This is a genomic window from Rhizobium sp. PEPV16 (genome assembly GCF_008919455.1).
GTDB classification, from domain to species: Bacteria; Pseudomonadota; Alphaproteobacteria; order Rhizobiales; family Rhizobiaceae; genus Rhizobium; species Rhizobium leguminosarum_Q.
Genome location: NZ_VSZV01000350.1, coordinates 53,112 through 71,032, shown reverse-complemented (window position 1 = coordinate 71,032; position 17,921 = coordinate 53,112). Strand labels below are relative to the sequence as shown.

Annotated in this window: 14 protein-coding genes; 11 read left to right on the top strand and 3 right to left on the bottom strand. The window is 58.9% G+C overall.

Going from position 1 to position 17,921, the window contains the following annotated elements; translation table 11 throughout:
- Nucleotides 1-103: 103 nt before the first annotated feature.
- Nucleotides 104-1,024 (top strand): LysR family transcriptional regulator, encoded by a 921-nt coding sequence (locus FY112_RS30615; RefSeq protein WP_131708505.1) that lies wholly within the window; start codon nt 104-106, stop codon nt 1,022-1,024.
- On the opposite strand, the gene FY112_RS30610 is transcribed toward FY112_RS30615, so the two are convergent.
- Complete coding sequence (locus tag FY112_RS30610) at nt 1,025-1,978, bottom strand: NmrA/HSCARG family protein (protein WP_151520017.1); 954 nt, start codon at nt 1,976-1,978, stop codon at nt 1,025-1,027. It lies immediately after the preceding gene.
- 595 nt (nt 1,979-2,573) lie between these two features.
- Here FY112_RS30610 and FY112_RS30605 point away from each other — a divergent pair.
- The 10 genes from FY112_RS30605 (at nt 2,574) to FY112_RS30560 (ending at nt 14,326) form a co-directional block, all read left to right on the top strand.
- Nucleotides 2,574-3,914 (top strand): polysaccharide biosynthesis/export family protein, encoded by a 1,341-nt coding sequence (locus FY112_RS30605; protein ID WP_245500464.1) that lies wholly within the window; start codon nt 2,574-2,576, stop codon nt 3,912-3,914.
- Between the two features lie 116 nt (nt 3,915-4,030).
- Nucleotides 4,031-4,804 (top strand): glycosyltransferase family 2 protein, encoded by a 774-nt coding sequence (locus tag FY112_RS30600; protein ID WP_020485977.1) that lies wholly within the window; start codon nt 4,031-4,033, stop codon nt 4,802-4,804.
- A gap of 26 nt (nt 4,805-4,830) precedes the next feature.
- Nucleotides 4,831-5,991 (top strand): glycosyltransferase family 4 protein, encoded by a 1,161-nt coding sequence (locus FY112_RS30595; protein ID WP_151520016.1) that lies wholly within the window; start codon nt 4,831-4,833, stop codon nt 5,989-5,991.
- Nucleotides 5,978-8,077, top strand: coding sequence for a hypothetical protein (locus FY112_RS30590; protein WP_151520015.1), 2,100 nt, complete (start codon nt 5,978-5,980; stop codon nt 8,075-8,077). Before FY112_RS30595 ends, FY112_RS30590 begins: the two co-directional genes overlap by 14 nt.
- Nucleotides 8,074-8,961 carry a DUF6492 family protein gene (locus FY112_RS30585; protein WP_131630537.1) on the top strand — a complete coding sequence of 296 codons (888 nt, stop codon included), beginning with the start codon at nt 8,074-8,076 and terminating at the stop codon, nt 8,959-8,961. Before FY112_RS30590 ends, FY112_RS30585 begins: the two co-directional genes overlap by 4 nt.
- Nucleotides 8,958-9,785, top strand: a complete 828-nt coding sequence (locus tag FY112_RS30580) for a hypothetical protein (protein WP_151520014.1) — start codon at nt 8,958-8,960, stop codon at nt 9,783-9,785. The genes FY112_RS30585 and FY112_RS30580 overlap by 4 nt, the downstream gene beginning before the upstream one ends.
- Nucleotides 9,778-10,779 carry a glycosyltransferase family 2 protein gene (locus tag FY112_RS30575; RefSeq protein WP_151520013.1) on the top strand — a complete coding sequence of 334 codons (1,002 nt, stop codon included), beginning with the start codon at nt 9,778-9,780 and terminating at the stop codon, nt 10,777-10,779. Before FY112_RS30580 ends, FY112_RS30575 begins: the two co-directional genes overlap by 8 nt.
- Nucleotides 10,780-10,781: 2 nt before the next feature.
- Nucleotides 10,782-12,161, top strand: coding sequence for a hypothetical protein (locus FY112_RS30570; RefSeq protein ID WP_151520012.1), 1,380 nt, complete (start codon nt 10,782-10,784; stop codon nt 12,159-12,161).
- Nucleotides 12,162-12,177: 16 nt separating this feature from the next.
- Complete coding sequence (locus tag FY112_RS30565; RefSeq protein WP_151520053.1) at nt 12,178-13,359, top strand: cellulase family glycosylhydrolase; 1,182 nt, start codon at nt 12,178-12,180, stop codon at nt 13,357-13,359.
- Nucleotides 13,360-13,822: 463 nt separating this feature from the next.
- Nucleotides 13,823-14,326: a hypothetical protein gene (locus FY112_RS30560; protein WP_151520011.1), complete on the top strand. Its 504-nt coding sequence runs from the start codon at nt 13,823-13,825 to the stop codon at nt 14,324-14,326.
- Between the two features lie 163 nt (nt 14,327-14,489).
- Here the strand turns inward: FY112_RS30560 and FY112_RS30555 are convergent, their stop codons facing one another.
- Entirely contained in the window at nt 14,490-16,775 is a 2,286-nt protein-coding gene (locus FY112_RS30555) for a PBP1A family penicillin-binding protein (protein ID WP_151520010.1), read from the bottom strand.
- A gap of 184 nt (nt 16,776-16,959) precedes the next feature.
- On the bottom strand, nt 16,960-17,601 hold the full coding sequence (locus tag FY112_RS30550; RefSeq protein WP_151520009.1) for a peroxiredoxin-like family protein: 642 nt from the start codon (nt 17,599-17,601) through the stop codon (nt 16,960-16,962).
- Nucleotides 17,602-17,921: the final 320 nt, after the last annotated feature.

Sequence of the window (17,921 nt, the reverse complement as noted above, 5' to 3'; positions counted from 1 at the left end):
TATGATCTGCCGAATGAAATGCGACCGAACTGTCGTATGCTCAAACTAGGCATAGCCCAGATTATTCCCTATACCGAGGGAATGAGGATGACTGTGCTGAAAAATGGATAGTGCGGGACTGTCTCTGGACAGAATGCGTACCTTTGTCCGCGTCGCAGAACGCGGCAACTTGTCGATGGTGGCCAGAGAGCTGGGCGTTGGTCAATCCACAGTGACACGGCACCTCAATGAGCTTGAGGAGGCTGTCGGCGTCCCGCTTCTCAGCCGAACCACGCGTCGCGTCACCCTTACCGACGAGGGTAGCCGCTATTACACCAACTGCCTGCAGATATTGCGTCTGGTCGAACAGGCTGCTGAAGAAGCCAGAGATGCCCGTCAGGCCCCCGCGGGTGCTGTCCGGCTTTCCTGTACGGCAGCGCTCGGTGTGATGCACATCACGCGCCTGATCTTTGATTTCCAGGACAAGCATCCGGACATCCGGGTCGACCTCAACCTAACGGACGAGCGAATCGACCTGGTTCGCGAAGGCGTCGACGTGGCTCTTCGTCTTGGGCCTCTCGCCGACAGCGCAATGAAACTTCATGCGCTCGGAGAGAGCCATCGGCTGTTGGTGGGCGCTCCGACCTATTTGTCGGCCCATGGACGGCCGGAGCGCCCAGCCGATCTGTCCCGCTACGAAACCGTTATAATGTCCAATGTGGCGGGGAGCGATCAGCTTGTTCTTTCCTCTCCCGATGGCACAAGCCTGATGATCCCGGTGAGCGGCAAGCTGCGCGTCGATCACGGGCTTGCGGCGCGCAAAGCCCTTGCCGCCGGGCGCGGAATTGGTCCCGCACACCTCTGGTTGGTTCACGATCTTCTCGACGACGGTCAGCTCGAGGTCTTGCTTGGCGACTATCGTCCCGCACCGGTTCCTGTGAGCTTGCTAATCGTTCCGGAGCGCGCCGCCATTGCCCGCGTTCGGCTTCTCGTCGATTTTCTTGTCGCCGAGATTTCCAGATTACCGGGAATCCGGCCATCGTGATTAGAGCCCGAACGACCGCTTATCGCCACGCCAGCCCGTCTTCCGCAGATACTGCTCCCAATTGAGCGTGTCGGGATTCAGACGACGGCTCCATTCGAGGTCATGCTCCTTGCCGAAATAGCCATATTCGACGGCATATTCGACCATCCCGAGAATCTCTCGAACGAGAAGTTCGTTGGCGGCAAACTCTGGAAAAAAGCGCAGCAGGCCATCCCTGGTGAAAGCGTTTCGATACTCGGCCTCGAGCCCGGTCACACGCTGAAAGGTTTCGACCATCTCCCGCGGAGAAATGATATCCCCGACGATCGGCAGCGTTTTCCCATTGTAGCGCTCGGGGTTTGAGAAAATTTCGAGCACGACCGGCCCGGTCGCCGTCAGCGGATCGACAAAAGGCGCTCGGAAATCTTCGGGAAGATAAATCGGCAGCAGGAGCGTATCGCCCTCCATGCGCGGCACATAATATTCGAGAAGATTGGTGTAGAAGAACGCCAGCATGACGAAGGAATGAGAAATAGGCAGGCCGCGAATATGGTCGGCAACGCGCGCCTTGTCGGTAAAATGCGGCGCATACTTCGTGCCCCTGGTGATCTTGTCGACATTCTCGAGCGTGCTGAAAACAATATGCCCGACGCCGGCCTCCACTGCGGCATCCGCCAGTTGCCGCCCGAGAGGAGCCTCGATTGTCTCCGGCGGGGCGATCGGCGGCGTCATCAAAAATGCGCCGTCCGCGCCTTTGAATGCAGCAACGAGGTCCTCCCGAAGGCCAAGTTCCAGAGGGATGGTGACGATTTCAGCGCCGAGTTTCTGCAGGCGTAGAGCTTCAGGCGAATCCTCTTTGCGGGTGAAAGCTCGCACCCGGAAACGTTGGCTCTGAAGGAGTGCCGCGGCGACGCTGCGTCCCTGTTTGCTCGTTGTGCCGGCAATCGCGATCAGTGGCTTTTCATGTGCAGACATAGTGCTTTAAACCTTTCCCTGTCATTGACGCCGGCTACGGGTGCCAGGCGTCGTTTTGCGGGAGAGCGGTCGGCCTGTGCCGAGAGCCCACCTCCATGGCGGGTACCCTATCGCAACAGGTTCTATGGCTGTAGATATCTGAAATACATAACATAATGCCATTTTTCGGATAAATGGCTGCCAGCCGGCGCGCATACAACTCGGTTCGCCATCCCGGATCAGAACGCCGAAACCCGCGCCCGGATGGTCGGAAGCGGAAAGCCATCTCCTGGACACCGCCGATATTCAGGATCGCGACGGCGCAAGTGTCGTTCATGAAGCCATTTCTCAAACGCTCGCCTTGGCTCAGAGCTGCATTGCAAAGATCGCAAAGTTCACCCTGCAGATCGTCAAATAAACCGATAAGGCCAAGGTTTTCTAAGTGCTGCACAGTCGCTGCAAGATGTTATGTTTATTGAATTCTTTCCAATTCAGACTCTTAGTCTGCCTGTCAGATGTATTAATCACTGTTAAGCACTATTGAATATGGTTAATATTATGTTAATCTTAAAGAGATCAGAGGGTGTTCAGCGTTTTCAAAGCGGAAATTCGAAGCATGAAGCTTTCGCAGATAATATCGCCGGCTATGCCTGAATATAGGTTGAGAATCGGTTCTCGCCTAAATCAAAAAATACTATGCGTTGTATTTGCAGCGATTGTTCCAGTGGCGTCAGCAGCAGAGGAGTTACCTGCGCCCAAGGAAGCAGTCTCGGTTGTGACATCTGGTGAGACTTCGGCCCGGCAGCCTCAATCGTTGCGTGACGTTCTTCGCTCAGGCGATAGATTGAATCTCGCATTTTACGAAAGCTTGGCCTCCGTCGAAGATCGCTGGACGGGCTCGCGGGGGACGGTTCCCTGGAACTTTTACCAGCGGCCCGAGCTCACTGGCGAATACGTCGTTGAAGCGGACGGAACGATTTCGCTTCCGCTTTTGGGACGCTTCCCGGTTCGAGGGCTTCCTCCGGCCGATGTGGAGGCGATAATTCTTCCTTCGTACGAAAGTTTGGTCGGCAGAAAGGGGTTCGTGAATATCGTCAAGATTGAGCACCAGCCGATTTACATTACCGGCCCGGTTCGTAACCCTGGATCGTTTCGATATGTTGATGGCATGACTGTTCTGCATGCCGTTGCGCAAGCGGGTGGCATGGCGGCGAAGAGTATTGAGCCATGGCAGAGCGTGGAAATTACACGCCAGATCGAGCGGTTGAAGGCTGGGCTGGCCGATCTGAAGCGGCTTGCGTCGCGAACCGAGGTGCTCAGGGCGAAACGCGATTCCGTACAAATTGCCAGCATTGGCACACCTGTTCTTGGTCCCGATCCCGATGCTCAGCGGTTACTGGATGATGAGACATGGCAGCGCCAATTGGTAACGACGAGCAAGGATGCGCAGAGCAGTGCTTACGCGAAATCTGTGGCAAATGCTCAGGCCGATCTCGATCTGCGTCAGGCACGCGTCGGTAATTATGATGCCACCATTCGGGTCCGTCAGGATCGGCTGGCAAGTATCGAGAAATTGGCCAAAAACAAACTTGTCACCAGCATTGAGTTGACCCGGGCACAAAGCGAACTGACCGAGTCGGAAGATCGAAAGCAGCAGGCCGTCATCGATGTCGAGAGCGCGAAGCAACGGCTGGCGGCAGCGAAACAGGACGTTGAGCGCGATCGTATCGAACGCAAGATCGAGATCGAAAAGTCGGCAGCGGATGCCGAAAGAGGCCTATCCACGGCGTTGAAGACGACCGAGAGCGATCTTGAAATTTTCCGGTCGATGGTATCGTCGAATGATAGCGCCGGTGTTGAATTTGAAATCGTTCGGCCTGGACCGAATGGTGTCATCGTCGAACCTGCGACCGAAGAAACGGTCTTACAGCCAGGCGATCTGATCAAAGTACATTGAGGCTTAGCCGCATACTCCTCCGACCGGGGAGAGTTTAGTCCTCCTCTCGGCCAAAGAGCTCAGGGGCATCGTCGATTTGCGATTTGTCACGCGGTCCAAAACGCCAAGGAGAGCTTATGTCTACAATCGAAGCTTTAGAATCCTCGCATTCCTCAATGCCGGTCCAAGGTCCGATGTTCAAGTTGCCAAGGACCTCACTCGTCATTCCAACCTTGAACGAAGCCGAAAACATCAAGCTGCTCTTGCCCCGCATACCGACATGGGTACATGAAATTATCATCGTCGATGGGCGATCGACAGACGGAACGCCTGACATAGCGCGAAGCATGCGCGACGATGTCAAGATCGTACTCCAGCCCAAGAAGGGCAAAGGCATCGCATTGCGGACCGGCTTCGAAGCCGCGTCTGGTGATATGATCGTGATGCTCGATGCTGACGGGTCGATGGATCCTTACGAAATCATCTTGTTCGTCGCGGCTCTTGTTGCCGGTGCGGATTTCGTCAAGGGGTCGCGCTTTATGCAGGGTGGCGGCACCAGCGACATGACGGTCATCCGCCGTTTCGGCAATCTGGGCCTGACCCTCCTGGTCCGGATGCTCTATGGCAGCTCTTTCAGCGATCTGTGCTACGGCTACATGGGCTTTTGGAGACGGCATGTTCCCTTGCTGCGTGCCGATTGCGACGGCTTCGAAATTGAGACGCTGATCAATTTGCGGGCCCTGAAGAACAAGCTCAAAATCATGGAAGTCGCGAGCTTTGAATCGGAGCGTATCTACGGCGTCAGCAATCTGCGTGCCCTTCCGGACGGCTGGCGCGTGCTGAAGACGATCTTCCGAGAACGCGTCAGTACGCCGACGGGCGTCCAAGTCCTCGAGCAGGGCATGTCCTGAGGTCCGGATGTAATTGGCGAGGCCGCATGATGCGCATTTTGATGCTCAGCGCGAGATACCTGCCTTTTGCCGGAGGAACGGAAACCCATGTAAGCGAGGTCGCAATCCGGCTCGTGCGCAAGGGGCATGCGGTGACGGTCTTGACGGGCAATCCCGACGGCCTTCTTCCGGCAGCGGAAACCCGAGACGGCGTGCAGATTGTCAGGCTGAAGACGTATCCCCGTGGGCGGGATTGGTGCTTCGCTCCCGGCGTCTTCAGGGCGGTCGCCGAAGGCGATTGGGACCTGATGCATGTCCAGGGCTACCACACCTTTCTGGCACCGCTCGGAATGGCCGCCGCATCGCGCAAGGGTCTTCCTTTCGTGGTCACCTTTCACAGCGGGGGCCATTCGTCGCGATTTCGGTCTTCGATCCGGCGCTTCCAACATAGAATGCTTGCGCCTCTGGCCGCCAGAGCAGCGCAACTCATCGGCGTGTCGCGGTTCGAAGCGGATCTATTCAGCCACAATATGGCAATCGCGAGAGACCGGTTCATCGTTATCCCCAATGGCGCGCGCCTGCCGGAAAAGTCCGGGCGTCGGCCGGCTTCACCTCGCGACGGGCCGCTGATTGTCTCGCTCGGCAGGCTGGAGCGTTACAAAGGTCATCATCGGGCGCTTGCTGCATTTCATGTGCTGGCAACAAAATTCCCTGATATGAGCCTTCGGATCCTGGGGGAGGGGCCTTATGAGGCGAAGCTGCGTCAGCAGGTGGCCGAGCTCGGGCTCGGCAACCATGTCGAGATCGGGGCAATTCCGCCGACCGATCGGTCCGCAATGGCCGATCTTTTGTCTTCGGCCGCTCTTGTCGTGCTCCTCAGCGATTATGAAGCTCATCCCGTGGCGGTTATGGAAGCGCTTTCGGTCAAGGCTCCCGTACTGACCACCGACACATCCGGCTTTCGGGAGCTGGCTGAGGAGGGCCTCGTGCGTTCCATTCCGCTCAACGCTTCGCCAGACTTCACCGCGCGTGAAATGCTCGCCGCCATGGATGCGGGGCCGATCTCAATTGAGACGAGGTTGCCGGACTGGGACGATTGCACGGACCGGCTGCTGATGGTGTACAGGCGCGTACTTTCGCATCCGCAGCCTGAACTGCGAACCGGTCCGGCACTGCTTGGAGATTTGAAGCACGATGACCGTTGTTAAGGGGCGGGCTTCTCCAGGCCAGCAGAAGGCCTACCAGGACGGAGCTTATCGTCATGGCTATCCAGAAAAGGTTTCCATTCCACGCGTCGATCTGTGGATTGCCGCTTTTCTGGGCCTGCGTAGGCAGGACAGCGCGGTCGGGGGCGTTGCCGATCCTTCGTCGCTGGGGATGTCGCCGGTCTTTGCCTTCCTATGCAGCTGCGCCCTTATTGTGGCCGCTCTTGCTGCAAATGCCAGTCGGCTGGGAGAGGGCTGGGCGGTTCCGACGTTCTATTGCGCCATCGCCGCGATCTTTCTCCCCGCGGCGGCGCGGATCATCCATCCAGGGGCCAGCCGCCTGGAGCGCTTGGCGCTCATAATGATCGTCACCTCAGCCCTCTTCGTGGTGCGCCTCATCCGCGCGCCCGTCGCCTTCATAGACCATGACGAATTCCTGCACTGGGCGACGGTGAACGACATTCTGGAGGCGGGGCGACTGTTCCTGCCCAATCCCCTGTTGCCGGTCAGCCCCCTCTATCCCGGCCTGGAGCTCATAACGTCCGCTTTGGTCAACCTGTCCGGACTGTCCGTCTTCGCGGCAGGCCTCATCGTGTTGGCGGCGGCACGGATGATGCTGATGTGCGCGCTCTTCCTGCTCTTTGAGAAGATCACGGATTCGGCACGGATCGCCTCAATCGCCTGCCTCATCTACATGGGCTCGTCCGCGTTTTTGCTGTTTGACGTCCACTACTCCTATGAAAGCCTGGCGATCCCCATGCTTGCGGCGGTGCTGTTGGCTTCGGAAAGCCGACGCATGGAGCGAAGCGACGCGGCAGGCTGGTCGACGGTCGTCGCCACCATGGTCCTCATCGTGGCACTCGCGATTACTCATCATCTCACCTCCTATTTTTGCATGGCCCTTTTGTGCAGCACGGCGGTGATGGAATGCCTGAGGCATGGCGCGTCCTCTATGCAGAGGCAGCGGGCGATCCTGCTGGCCTCGATCGCCGTGATTACTCCTGTCGCCTGGTCGAAGATCATCGGGAACCCCACCGGCAGCTACATCCTTCCGGTACTGGCAGGCGGCATACACGAGGTAGTGCAACTCGTATCGAACTCGGCCGCGACACGTAAGCTTTTCGTGTCGGACACGGGAGCCTTGGCGCCTGCGTGGCAACGTTATCTGACGATGGCGGGCGTCGCGCTGATCTGCCTCGGACTTCTCACCGGCTTTCTCCGCTCGCTCGTTTTCAATGGGCAGCCACGGAATGCGAGCATCCTCTGGCCGCCGACCAGATGGCGCCTATGGCGGTCAAGCCTTCTCGTCGTCCTCGTTTTGGTGACGCTGGCCTATCCTGTCAGTATCATCTTCCGCCTGACGCGCAGTGGGTGGGAGATCGGCAACCGCATCGGCTCCCTATCTTTCCTCGGCGTCGCAATTGTCGTCGCGGTGGCCGTCGCGGCGTTCTGGCACGGCATGTCGCGTGGCTGGCTGCGCGCAACGGCGCTTGCCGCCGCCGCAACGACGGTGCTGATTGGTGGCGTCATCAGCTCCGAGGGGCCACGTATCCTGGTTCCGGCCGGCTATGAGGTGTCGGCCGACTCCTCGTCGATAGAACCGATGGGGATCAGCGCCGCAAAGTGGACCAGGGAATGGCTGGGCGACGACCAGCATTTCGCAACCGACCGGATCAATCGCCTGCTCCTGTCCACCTACGGCCGGCAAAAGGTCTCGACCACGCTTGAGAGCGGGCAGGATACAGGCATGGCCATCACTGCTGCCGATCTCGGCTCGATGGAACGCAAACTGCTGATCGACGCGGGCGTCGGTTTCGTCATGGTCGATCTGCGCATGACCACCGGCCTGCCCGGCGTCGGCGTCTATTTCGACGGCGGCGCGCAGGATCGAAACCACTTGGTCCCCCTCCAGTCGCCGTCGCTGCTCAAGTTCAATTCCGAGCCCGATGTCGACCGCATCTTCGACAACGGCTTCATGGTCATTTTCGACGTCGGGCGGCTCGGGAAAGCGCGGCAGCCCGCCGTCCCTGGTAAGCGGACCGGAAAGCCGGTGCAATCCTTGGGACGAACAGACGGAGATTTGCAATGATCGATAGCCGTATCGACGCTTTCATGTGCGTCCATTCGCGGGACATCGAATATTTGCTCGAAGCGTCCCTTCGCTCCTACCAGCAGCATTTCCCCGACAAGGGAAACCTGACCATGGTCACCGACAACCCGGCCGCTTTAAGAGCCTTCCTCGACGCGAAGGGTCTCGTGCCCGGCGCAGCCGTCACCGGCGACAACGACTGGCTTTCCGCCAGCGAACTGGAACTTCCCGGCTGGTTTCGGCAGCAGATCGTCAAGCTGCGCGCCTTCGAATTCTGCCGGACCGAGCATTTCTGCAATCTCGGTGCGGATACACTGCTGCTGCGGCCCATCGCGACGACCGATCTGATCGACCGGGGCGAACCGGTTCTCTATTATTCCAGCCACAGGCTGCCCGATCTGCACTACCGTTTCGAGAAGCAACGGTTGCGCAATGTTGCAAAGATCCTCGGCGTCGAGCCGGTTCGATCTTTTCGCTACGTCGATTTCATCAACGATTTCTTCTGCTTCAAGCGTGAATGGCTCATCGCGCTGAATGACTACATCGCGTCGAAATACGGCTCAAAACCCTACGTCGAGCTGCTCAAGGGTCTGAGTGCGTCAAAAGACCAGACACGGTTCGGGGAATGGACGCTCTATTCCGTCTTTCTGCTCGATGTGATGCACCAGTCGCCGACGATGCGCGATGCGCGCGGGGCCTATCTGACGCAGATCCATAGCCGCCTCGGCCTCACTCTGAGCCGGCTGGACAGCAAGATCGTTCATCTCGTCCAGAAATCCTTCGACCCGAACGTAATCCGCCAGAAGCTCATGAAGGTGAACCCGGGCGCCGCTCAGATCATCGGCGCGACGGCATGGGCGGATGCAGGAGCGCGTCCCCGATGATGGCCCGCCGTGTCTTTCTGGGAATCATTCCGCTGTGGGTTCTTGCCGCTGCGTTGGCCGTAACGTGGCTGCCCGAAACCTTTTCGACCTGGGAGAAGGCGGTCCGTCTGGCGCTCTGCGCGCCGCTGATATTGTATTTCCCTGGCCGCATGCTGGTGGACACCCTGCGCATCGAGGGCGATACGGTCACAAGGGGGACGCTCGCGGTGTTTCTGAGCTTCGCGACCTGCATTTTTTTGGGGCTTCTGCTGCATGTCGTCGGGCATCTCGATGCGCGAGGCTGGGTATACGCGCTGGGCCTGACGACTATCGCCATTCGATGGCTGAATGTCGTTTTGCAGCTCGCAAGGCCGGATCCAGGCATTCCCTGGGCTTGGCCCGACCGCCGCTTTGGCGCCTTCGCAGCTTCCATGATCTTGGCGACGAGTTCCGTCCTCATGGCGCGCCCGGTCGCGCTTGAACACAAGCCGTTTCAGTTCACTGAGCTTTGGATGGTGCCCAAATGGAACTGGACGAACAATGTGGTAACGGTCGGCGTGCGCAATTCGGAAGACGCCAGGACGCTTTACAGTCTTGACCTTGTTCTGGGCGGCACGTTGATTGGAAAGATGCCAACCTTCGAACTGGCGCCTTCCTCCAGCCAAACCTTCGAATTCTCCGTACCGACAAAAACGCGCTCCCCCGCACGGCTGGAAGCCTGGCTCTACAAGGACGGCGACAGAGGAACGATCTACCGCAAGGTCTGGATGACCACCGACGCGCTCCAGTCCCCGGCACCCACCGGAATAACCCTTCAGTTCGCCCCGGAGCCGAAAAATGGATAATTTCCAGCACCCCGCGTCCGGCAAGCTCACGACGGCAATCGTCATCTGCTGCTATTCCGACAAGCGCTGGGACATTCTCAACAAGGCAATCGAAGCGGCAGCGCGCCAGGTCCCGGCCGCGGACGAGATCGTCGTCATCGTCGATCACAATCCGGCACTCGCGCTGCGTCTGCGCGCCAAGCGCTTCGAAACCCCGCTCAGCATCGTCGAGAATATTCATCCGCCCGGCCTCTCCAGTGCCCGCAACACCGGGATTTCTGTCAGCCGCGGAGAGGTCATCCTGTTTCTCGACGACGACGCCGTGTCGGATCAAGATTTGCTGGCGACCTTGGTGCGGCAACTGGAGGATCCTTCGGTTCTGGGCGCCGTCTCCGCTATCCGCCCGCTGTGGGAAACAGACCGTCCGTCCTGGTTTCCCGACGAATTCCTGTGGACCCTCGGCTGCACCTATCGCGGCCTTCATCCGGGGTCGGTGCGCAACCTCATCGGCGCGTCCATGTGCATCCGCCGATACGTCTTCGATCATACGGGCGGCTTCGATTCCGGCTTGGGCCGAACGGCCAAGGCTTTGCCGCTCGGATGCGAGGAAACCGAACTCTGCATCCGTGCAACCAGGGCCTTGCCGCATGGCCGCTTCGTCTTCGAGCCGTCGAGCGGCAGCGATCACGCCATACCCGCCGATCGCGCGACGTGGAAATACTTCCTTCATCGATGCTGGGCCGAAGGGCTTTCAAAGGCCAGCCTGTCGTTGATGGCAGGCTCCGGCGAGGCGCTGGCGTCGGAAAAGACCTATATGACGAGGACGTTGCCCCAAGGGATTATGCGGGGATTCGCCGATGTGTTGCTTGGTCAGCCGAGCGGCCTTCTTCGCGCCGTCGCGCTGGGCGCCGGCCTAGCGGCCACTGCGGCCGGCTTCGCTCTCGGCAGGACCCGCGCTGCCCTTACGCGACCGTTCACCTCCGTTCCTGCTCGCGCTCTCGAACCGGTGGAATAGGCATGATGACCGTCAGGGCCGCCATGACCAAGGTCCGCAGTCTGCTGATGAATCAGGCGGTTTTGCTCCTCAATGCAGGCATGCTGGGGCTTGGAACGTTGATGACGGCCGTTCTCGGCTTCGTCTACTGGTGGTTCGCGGCGCGTTCCTTCTCGGCCGAAGCTGTCGGGCTCGCTGCCGCCGCCATATCGTTGATGAATCTCCTCGCGAATTTCGGCGAAGTCGGTCTCGGGCCCTTCCTGATGGGCGAGATAGGCCGTCAGAAAAGAGCAGGTCCCTTTTTGGCGGGCGCCCTCCTGGCCTCGTTCAGCGCCTCCATCATCGTGGGGCTGATCTATCTTGCTATCGCTGCCTTCACATCGACGCAGCTTGGCTCGATTGTCGGCTCCTCCGCGACCGATCTCTTCTTCGTCGCTGGTTGCGCTCTGACGGCCGTGACCCTCGTGCTCGACCAAGCCCTTGTTGGCCTTCTGCGCAGCGGCCTTCAACTGGCCCGAAATGTCGTCTTCGCCGCCAGCAAGCTTCTTCTACTGATCGCTCTCGGCCTGACACTTGGCCGCGCGAGCAGCGAACTGGGGATCTTCACCACCTGGTTTGTCGGACAGCTTGTCTCGCTGGTCGTCGTGGCCGGGCTTCTTGTTTATGCCGGCAGGCGCGTTTTCCACCGGCCGGAGATCCGCGCCTACCGCCCGGCGCTCGGACAGGTTTTCGGCCATCATACGCTCAGCATGGCTGTTCAGGCGCCGGCGCTGCTGCTGCCCTTCGTCGTCACGGTGATGCTGTCTGCTGAGATCAACGCCGCCTTCTATGCCGCCTGGACGGTGCTGAACGTCGCGCTTCTCGTCCCTGCGTCACTCGCCTCGGTGTTGTTTGCCATCGCTGTGCGGGAGCCGGAGCTATTTCCTGCGCGCCTGCGGCTGTCGCTCGGCTTGTCGATGCTGGTCTGCGCGGCGACCGCCTTGGCGTTCCTCTTCCTGTCGCGCTTCATGCTCTGGATATTCAATCCGGCCTATGCTGTGATTGCAGGAAATAGTCTCCAGTTTCTGGGCGTTGCCGCTTTCGGAATGGCGTTGAAGTATCATTATCTGGCGGTTCAACGTGTCCGACGGCGCCTGGGTTTTGCCACGCTCGTTCTGACCGGCGGTGCGGTGCTGGAGATCGCGGCCGCCGTCGGTGGTGCGCAATTCGGGATCGCAGGCACAGCCAACTTCTGGGTCATTGCTGTTTCGCTGGAAGGCCTCCTTCTGTGCCCGGCATTGTATTGGGCCGCACGGCGCACTGCGACGCCGTCCGCCACCGCGCCATCAGCGGCTGCCGGCGTCTCGACATACGGCAATGTCCTCGACAAGGCAGACCAGATCGGAATTGCGTCACGGGCTTGAAAGGGAGTTTCTTCGCATGAGGCCTATTCACCGTTTCCGGAATTTCGTTGCCGGCGCTGCGGCGCTGGCGCTTTTTGGGTCTGCTCAGGTCGGATCTGCGGACGCGCAGTCATCTGGGCAGCAATCTTTCGTCACGACGAAAGAGGGGGGCTTCCTGCTGGACGGCAAGCCATTTCGCGTGGCCGGCGTCAACAACCATTATCTCACATTTGGCTCGCCAGGCGAAGTCACCCGCGTGTTGGACGATGCCACGGCAATGGGTGCCAATGTGGTGCGCACCTTCCTGCAACCGGTTATAGGGTCGCTGGACGGCCAGGTGCCGACGATCTGGAATTCAAAAAGCACGGCCGATTCCAGCAATCTGGGAACCAAGGGCATCTATATGATGAGTTGGGATCCGATAACCAACAAGATGGTTCCCAATGACGGACCTGACGGTCTGCAAAAGGTCGATTACCTCATCGCGGAAGCGGCGAAGCGCAAGCTCAAGCTGATCCTCGCATTCGTCGATTTCTGGGCCTACACGGGCGGTGCCCAGCAGATGAACGCCTGGTACGGGAGTTCGGACAAATACACTTTTTTTGCCGCTGATCCGCGAACCCGCCGCGATTACAAGGCATGGGTTCGGCATGTTCTGTCGCGCGTCAACACGATTACTGGTGTGCGCTATTCCGATGACCCCACCATATTTGCCTGGGATCTGGCCAACGAACCTGACATCCATCCAAAACCGCTCCTTCATGACTGGGTGTCGGAAATGTCAGCCTATGTCAAATCCCTGGCACCGAAACAGCTCGTCACGACGGGCCATGGGAACATGGAACAGAAGCTGGCGGATATGAACATTCCGAGCGTCGATTTCGGCACGTGGCATGGCTACCCATCCTACGTCAAAATGAGCCATTCCGATTTCGACGCCCGCATTCGCGGATACTGCGCGATCGCACGAAATATCGGAAAACCGGTGATCCTGGAGGAATTTGGAATTCCCCGATCCGATGCCGATCAGGCAAATGCCTATGAAACTTGGCTGAACACGATCGCCACCTCGGATTGCGGAGGCTGGGTGGTCTGGCGGCTTACCAGCACGCAGGACTCGGGCCTCTATCCTGAGGACGACTACGACAAATTCGACATCCATAACGATGGAAGCCCTGCTTGGCAGGCTCTGCGCGCCGCCGCCCTCAAGCTTCAATAATCAGGGCTCGCTCGAAGGCGGAACCCGATTTCAAGAGACAATATGCGTGACACGAAGATCGGAAGCGCGCCTGGGAACCGGAACGGTTGCGCGTTCTTTCCCCTAGAACAGGATGATTTAGGCCGGGTCGGCCTAAAATCTGAATCCTGTTTCTACAGAGCATGATGTCGTCCGAATACCCGCTGACACTCTCCGCAACATCGCCGCATACTAATAGACGAGTGATAGCGATCTCGACACGCTGGGGTATTGACCTAAATGCCTCCATATTTTGTTGCGATCTAAACTGGGTCTCCAGCTTGGACAAATATTCGCGGTCTATTCCAGGATATCGGGGACAAGCCGGAGATTTTTGAAGGTCAGCATTTGTTAATATGAATAATGCGGACGGCTCGCCCGCAGAAGCGGTATCGTATAATGAAACTTCATCGGGCTACCCCGATTCGAAATAGGGATTGCGGCAGTGAACTCTTCAGGCTTTCTTCAATCAATCGTCGAAGCCGAATCCCCTGATACACGCTTGAATTTCGCCCGCGCCGCGATTTTCCAGCTTTATAGTGCTTGCCTGCCAACCGGTTCTGCGCCGGCTCAGCTTTCCGTCGAACTCTCTCTATCCGAACAAGAAGCAGTCACGCTTGTCGTCCGGCCGTTTGTCAATAGTATCGAGGCACTTGGCGGGCTTGTGAAATCCCTGTTTTCGACAAAAGCGGAGACCGTACTGCGAGCCCTGCCATGCAGGGTGGAGGATAAGCTTGGATCCGGCATTGGATTGATACTTTTCGTCGACGATGAGCCGATGATTACTATCGGACCTCTCGCGGATAATAGCGGACTGTTTCTCCGGCAAATCGAGCCCGCATCCAGGAATACGTCCGGGGTTGCCACAATCGGTACGGTGGTAGGCCAACGGCTTGCCAGTGTGGTCCCTATTCCGACTGGATCTCTCCATCTGCGTAAGCCGAAATAACGGACGTTGACCAATCAAGGTCTCAGCAGGAGACTGCCCGCCGAACGTCCGGATTCCATCTCTTCGTGCGCCTTCGCAATATCGGCCAAACGATTATTCGGCGCCGATCTGCGAAACGGGCGTGAGGCAAGGATGACCGGTGCTCGATCTCTGCCGAATCACATCATTTTTCACAAAGCCGTCGGCCGCCGGAATATGGCTGATAAGTGCAATCGGACGGCCGAAATGAGCGGTAACTGCGCGAGCAGGCGGTGATGTTACAGGACTGGGGTGCGCCTTGACCATCGACCACTGCTTCGGTCGATCGCACTCCGTTCAGAGTCGGTTCGGTCGTTGCCTCACGCATGAAGTCCCGCCAGATATGCGCCGGCAGGTCGCCGCCCGTCACCCCCTTCATCGGCGCGTCATCATCATTGCCGACCCAGACACCGACGACGAGCGCTTCCGTGAAACCGACGAACCAGGCATCACGATTGTTCTGGCTCGTGCCGGTCTTACCGGCCGCAAACGTGCCGGGATCTGCCCCACGTCCAGTGCCGCGCTCGACCACCAACTGCAGCAGGCCGAGGAGGTCGGACTGGTAGGGCGAAAGATCGACATTCGGCTTTGCTTGTGAGCCAACTCGAAACGTCTTGGGCTGCCCCGCCGCCTGGAAGTCGATGATGCCCCAGGGCCTGACAGGTGCCCTGCCGAGTTGGACGGACGCATAGGCGCTGGTGAGGTTAAGCAGATTTACTTCTGATGTGCCAAGCGCCAAAGACGGCGTGTTGGCCAGTGGCGCATCGATGCCGAGTTCACGCGCTGCGGCAATCACATTGTCCAGACCCACCTCTTCGGCAAGCGCCACTGAGGCGGCATTGAGCGATCGCGCGAACGCCTCGGCAAGGGTTACCCAGCCGCGATAATTGCCACCGGAATTTTCTGGCGACCAGCCATCGATGTCAATTGGCGTGTCCGGAACTTGGTCAGACAAGGTGAGCCCAGCCTTCAATGCTGCGTAATAGACGAATAGTTTGAAGGTGGAACCCGGCTGGCGCATCGCAGTGACGGCGCGGTTGAACTGGCTTGCCTTGTAGTCGCGCCCTCCAACCATCGCTACGACCGCGCCGTCGGGCGTCATCGCAACCAAGGCCGCCTGTGATGCTTCGACCGTCTTTCCTTCACTGTCTAGGGCTCTTTTCACGACCCTTTCGGCGATCTGCTGCAACCGCGGCACCAGCGTGGTGCGCACCGTCGTCGAACCTGGCGAGGAGCCGGCGATTTCGCTTGCTTGCGGCGAAATCCAGTCGGCAAACCAGCTTCCGGAGCGCGGCGTAGGCGTCGTTGGGTGCAGCCTGGCAAAGCTCGTCTTGGCCTCCGCCGCCTGTGGCTCGGTGATCTTGGCATTGGCTGCCATCGCGTCGAGAACCACCAAGGTGCGCTGCCGGGCGCCTTCGAAATTGTCGATCGGATTCCATTGGCTCGGCGCCCGCAGCAACCCCGCCAGCATCGCAGACTCCGGCAGGTTGAGGGCGCCGATTTCCTTGTTGAAATAGATGCGCGCTGCGGCAGGCATGCCGGTGGCGCCCGCGCCAAGATAGACGCTATTGAGATAGCGCGTCAGGATTTCCGCCTTGCCGAGCTTCCACTCCAGCCAGAAGGCGATGACGACTTCCTGTATCTTTCGTTTTATGGTTCGGTCGCTGTCGAGGTATTGCAGCTTGATGAGTTGCTGGGTGATCGTGCTGCCACCCTCCACCACCGAGCCAGCCTCCAAGTTCCGCAGAAGCGCCCTCCCGATGCCCCTGGGGTCGACGCCGAAATGATCCATGAACCGGCGATCCTCGATCGAAAGGACGGCATCGATCAGATGGGGCGGAAACTGGTCGTATCGCGCATATGGTCCTTGATAAGGTCCCTGTCTTACCAATGGCGCGCCGTCGGCAGTTTCCAGCACGACGACCGGCTTTAATGTTCCAGCCCGGATTTCGCTCCAGGGCACGTCTTTCAGTGCCCACACCAGCACGCTTCCTGCGAGGAGGCAGACAAGCAAGACCAACCCGATAGCGAATTTGCGCCAGCCCGCAATGAACGGAGCGCTTCGTCGACTTTCACGCGGCTTTGAACGCTGACCGCGCCCCACTTTAACCAAAGCACTCGTCATCCACTTGTGGGCAGCGGACGCGATTCCGGGTCGCGTCGACCTCAGTTTTGTCCTCCAAGACAAGGCGGCCGTCTTGATCTTTGCCAAAACAGAACTTGCCTGCAAATCTTGGCGCAGCGCACGCAACAGAGTCCTGGCGGCCCGTCGAGTTTGGCCGAAGGATCCGGGGGGCGGTTGCGAGTCGTCGACTCGGGTGGTTCCCGGCGAATCCGAGGCAGCCGCTTGCGCTGCTGAATCGAGTGTCTGATCGCGACCGGAGCTCGAGCCGCTAACGCTTTCACCTGAGGATTCGGGAGAATTGGGCATCGATTACCGCGAAAAAGCCAACGCACATTGACCTTTATAGCCGGGTGACGCGGAGTGTTCCACCGTAAAAGGCCGCAACGGTTCCGAGGAGTTTCCGGGCTCGATGCCCTCTGGCTGCAAGGCAACGATCTGCGCGTCGAAGGCAAGGCCGACTTGCGGCTGGGCGTCGAGCGAGTTTTCGTTGTCAATGTGCGACTTGGGAAGCTACCGACATCAATTCCTGGGAATTCGGAGCCTGAAATGTCTGGAGCCCAGCCTCCAGAACTTCAGTGAAGCTCCAGCGCACGATTCCCTCCCTGTCGATTAGGAACTGACCGACAAGCTGCCCGTGGTCTGCAGTCATCATCTGCTGATCGGCCTCCGTAATCTGATATCCTTCCTTCTCGTTGAGAAATTCGTCCATTGCCATCACGCCCATAGGCTCGGGCAACTCGCCCGGAAGATCGATCCGTATCGCCATGGCCGTGTCGAGCCCGACCTCGCGTAAGCCGAAGGCTTGGTGCGAAGCCCGTACCGGGTCGGAAGCAGCAAGAAGATCGGGTATCGGATGGTAACGGAAATAGAGCCGCGCGCGTTCGACCGGGGTGTTTACCACCGCCAGGGATTGGACGCCTTTCTCACGCAGCACCGGGTTGAGATATGCCATGGCCGCGACGTGGCGCCGGCAGAACGGACAATGCAGGCCTCGAAACAAACCGATCAACAACGGGCTGCGGCCTCGAAAATCATCAAGTGCGATTTTCCCCTCGCGAGAGATCGCATCAAAGACAACGTTCGGGACCCGGTCGCCCGGTTGTAGCGGATGGTCGACATAGAGCGTGGACATGGACAACCTCCTCGGGATCAGTCGAGAAAAGGCGCCACGTTAAGTGCTTCGAGGTCTAGATTGAGCGTTGCAAGGCCTGACCTCTCGTTTTACCGCACCGCCAGGATCCGATCTAAGAATGGTCCTACATTGGCCCGCGGGCAAGCGGAAAACAGCGAATCGTGAATGGGAAAAGTCCGTTTTCTGCAAACTCTGACTTTTTTAGCGGCCGTAGAGGCCGACACAAAAAATTGAGCTGGGGGACCAGCCAATTTTGCGTTCAAGCAGCGGGGGGCCGCGTAGCGCAAAGTCTCAGGTTCTGATCGGTTCTTTGCCGTTCG

Bases quoted from the DNA above. Each gene is read 5' to 3' on its own strand.
- FY112_RS30615 (WP_131708505.1), top strand. From the start codon at position 104: ATGGATAGTGCGGGACTGTCTCTGGACAGAATGCGTACCTTTGTCCGC.
- FY112_RS30610 (WP_151520017.1), bottom strand. From the start codon at position 1,978: ATGTCTGCACATGAAAAGCCACTGATCGCGATTGCCGGCACAACGAGC.
- FY112_RS30605 (WP_245500464.1), top strand. From the start codon at position 2,574: ATGAAGCTTTCGCAGATAATATCGCCGGCTATGCCTGAATATAGGTTG.
- FY112_RS30600 (WP_020485977.1), top strand. From the start codon at position 4,031: ATGTCTACAATCGAAGCTTTAGAATCCTCGCATTCCTCAATGCCGGTC.
- FY112_RS30595 (WP_151520016.1), top strand. From the start codon at position 4,831: ATGATGCGCATTTTGATGCTCAGCGCGAGATACCTGCCTTTTGCCGGA.
- FY112_RS30590 (WP_151520015.1), top strand. From the start codon at position 5,978: ATGACCGTTGTTAAGGGGCGGGCTTCTCCAGGCCAGCAGAAGGCCTAC.
- FY112_RS30585 (WP_131630537.1), top strand. From the start codon at position 8,074: ATGATCGATAGCCGTATCGACGCTTTCATGTGCGTCCATTCGCGGGAC.
- FY112_RS30580 (WP_151520014.1), top strand. From the start codon at position 8,958: ATGATGGCCCGCCGTGTCTTTCTGGGAATCATTCCGCTGTGGGTTCTT.
- FY112_RS30575 (WP_151520013.1), top strand. From the start codon at position 9,778: ATGGATAATTTCCAGCACCCCGCGTCCGGCAAGCTCACGACGGCAATC.
- FY112_RS30570 (WP_151520012.1), top strand. From the start codon at position 10,782: ATGATGACCGTCAGGGCCGCCATGACCAAGGTCCGCAGTCTGCTGATG.
- FY112_RS30565 (WP_151520053.1), top strand. From the start codon at position 12,178: ATGAGGCCTATTCACCGTTTCCGGAATTTCGTTGCCGGCGCTGCGGCG.
- FY112_RS30555 (WP_151520010.1), bottom strand. From the start codon at position 16,775: ATGCCCAATTCTCCCGAATCCTCAGGTGAAAGCGTTAGCGGCTCGAGC.
- FY112_RS30550 (WP_151520009.1), bottom strand. From the start codon at position 17,601: ATGTCCACGCTCTATGTCGACCATCCGCTACAACCGGGCGACCGGGTC.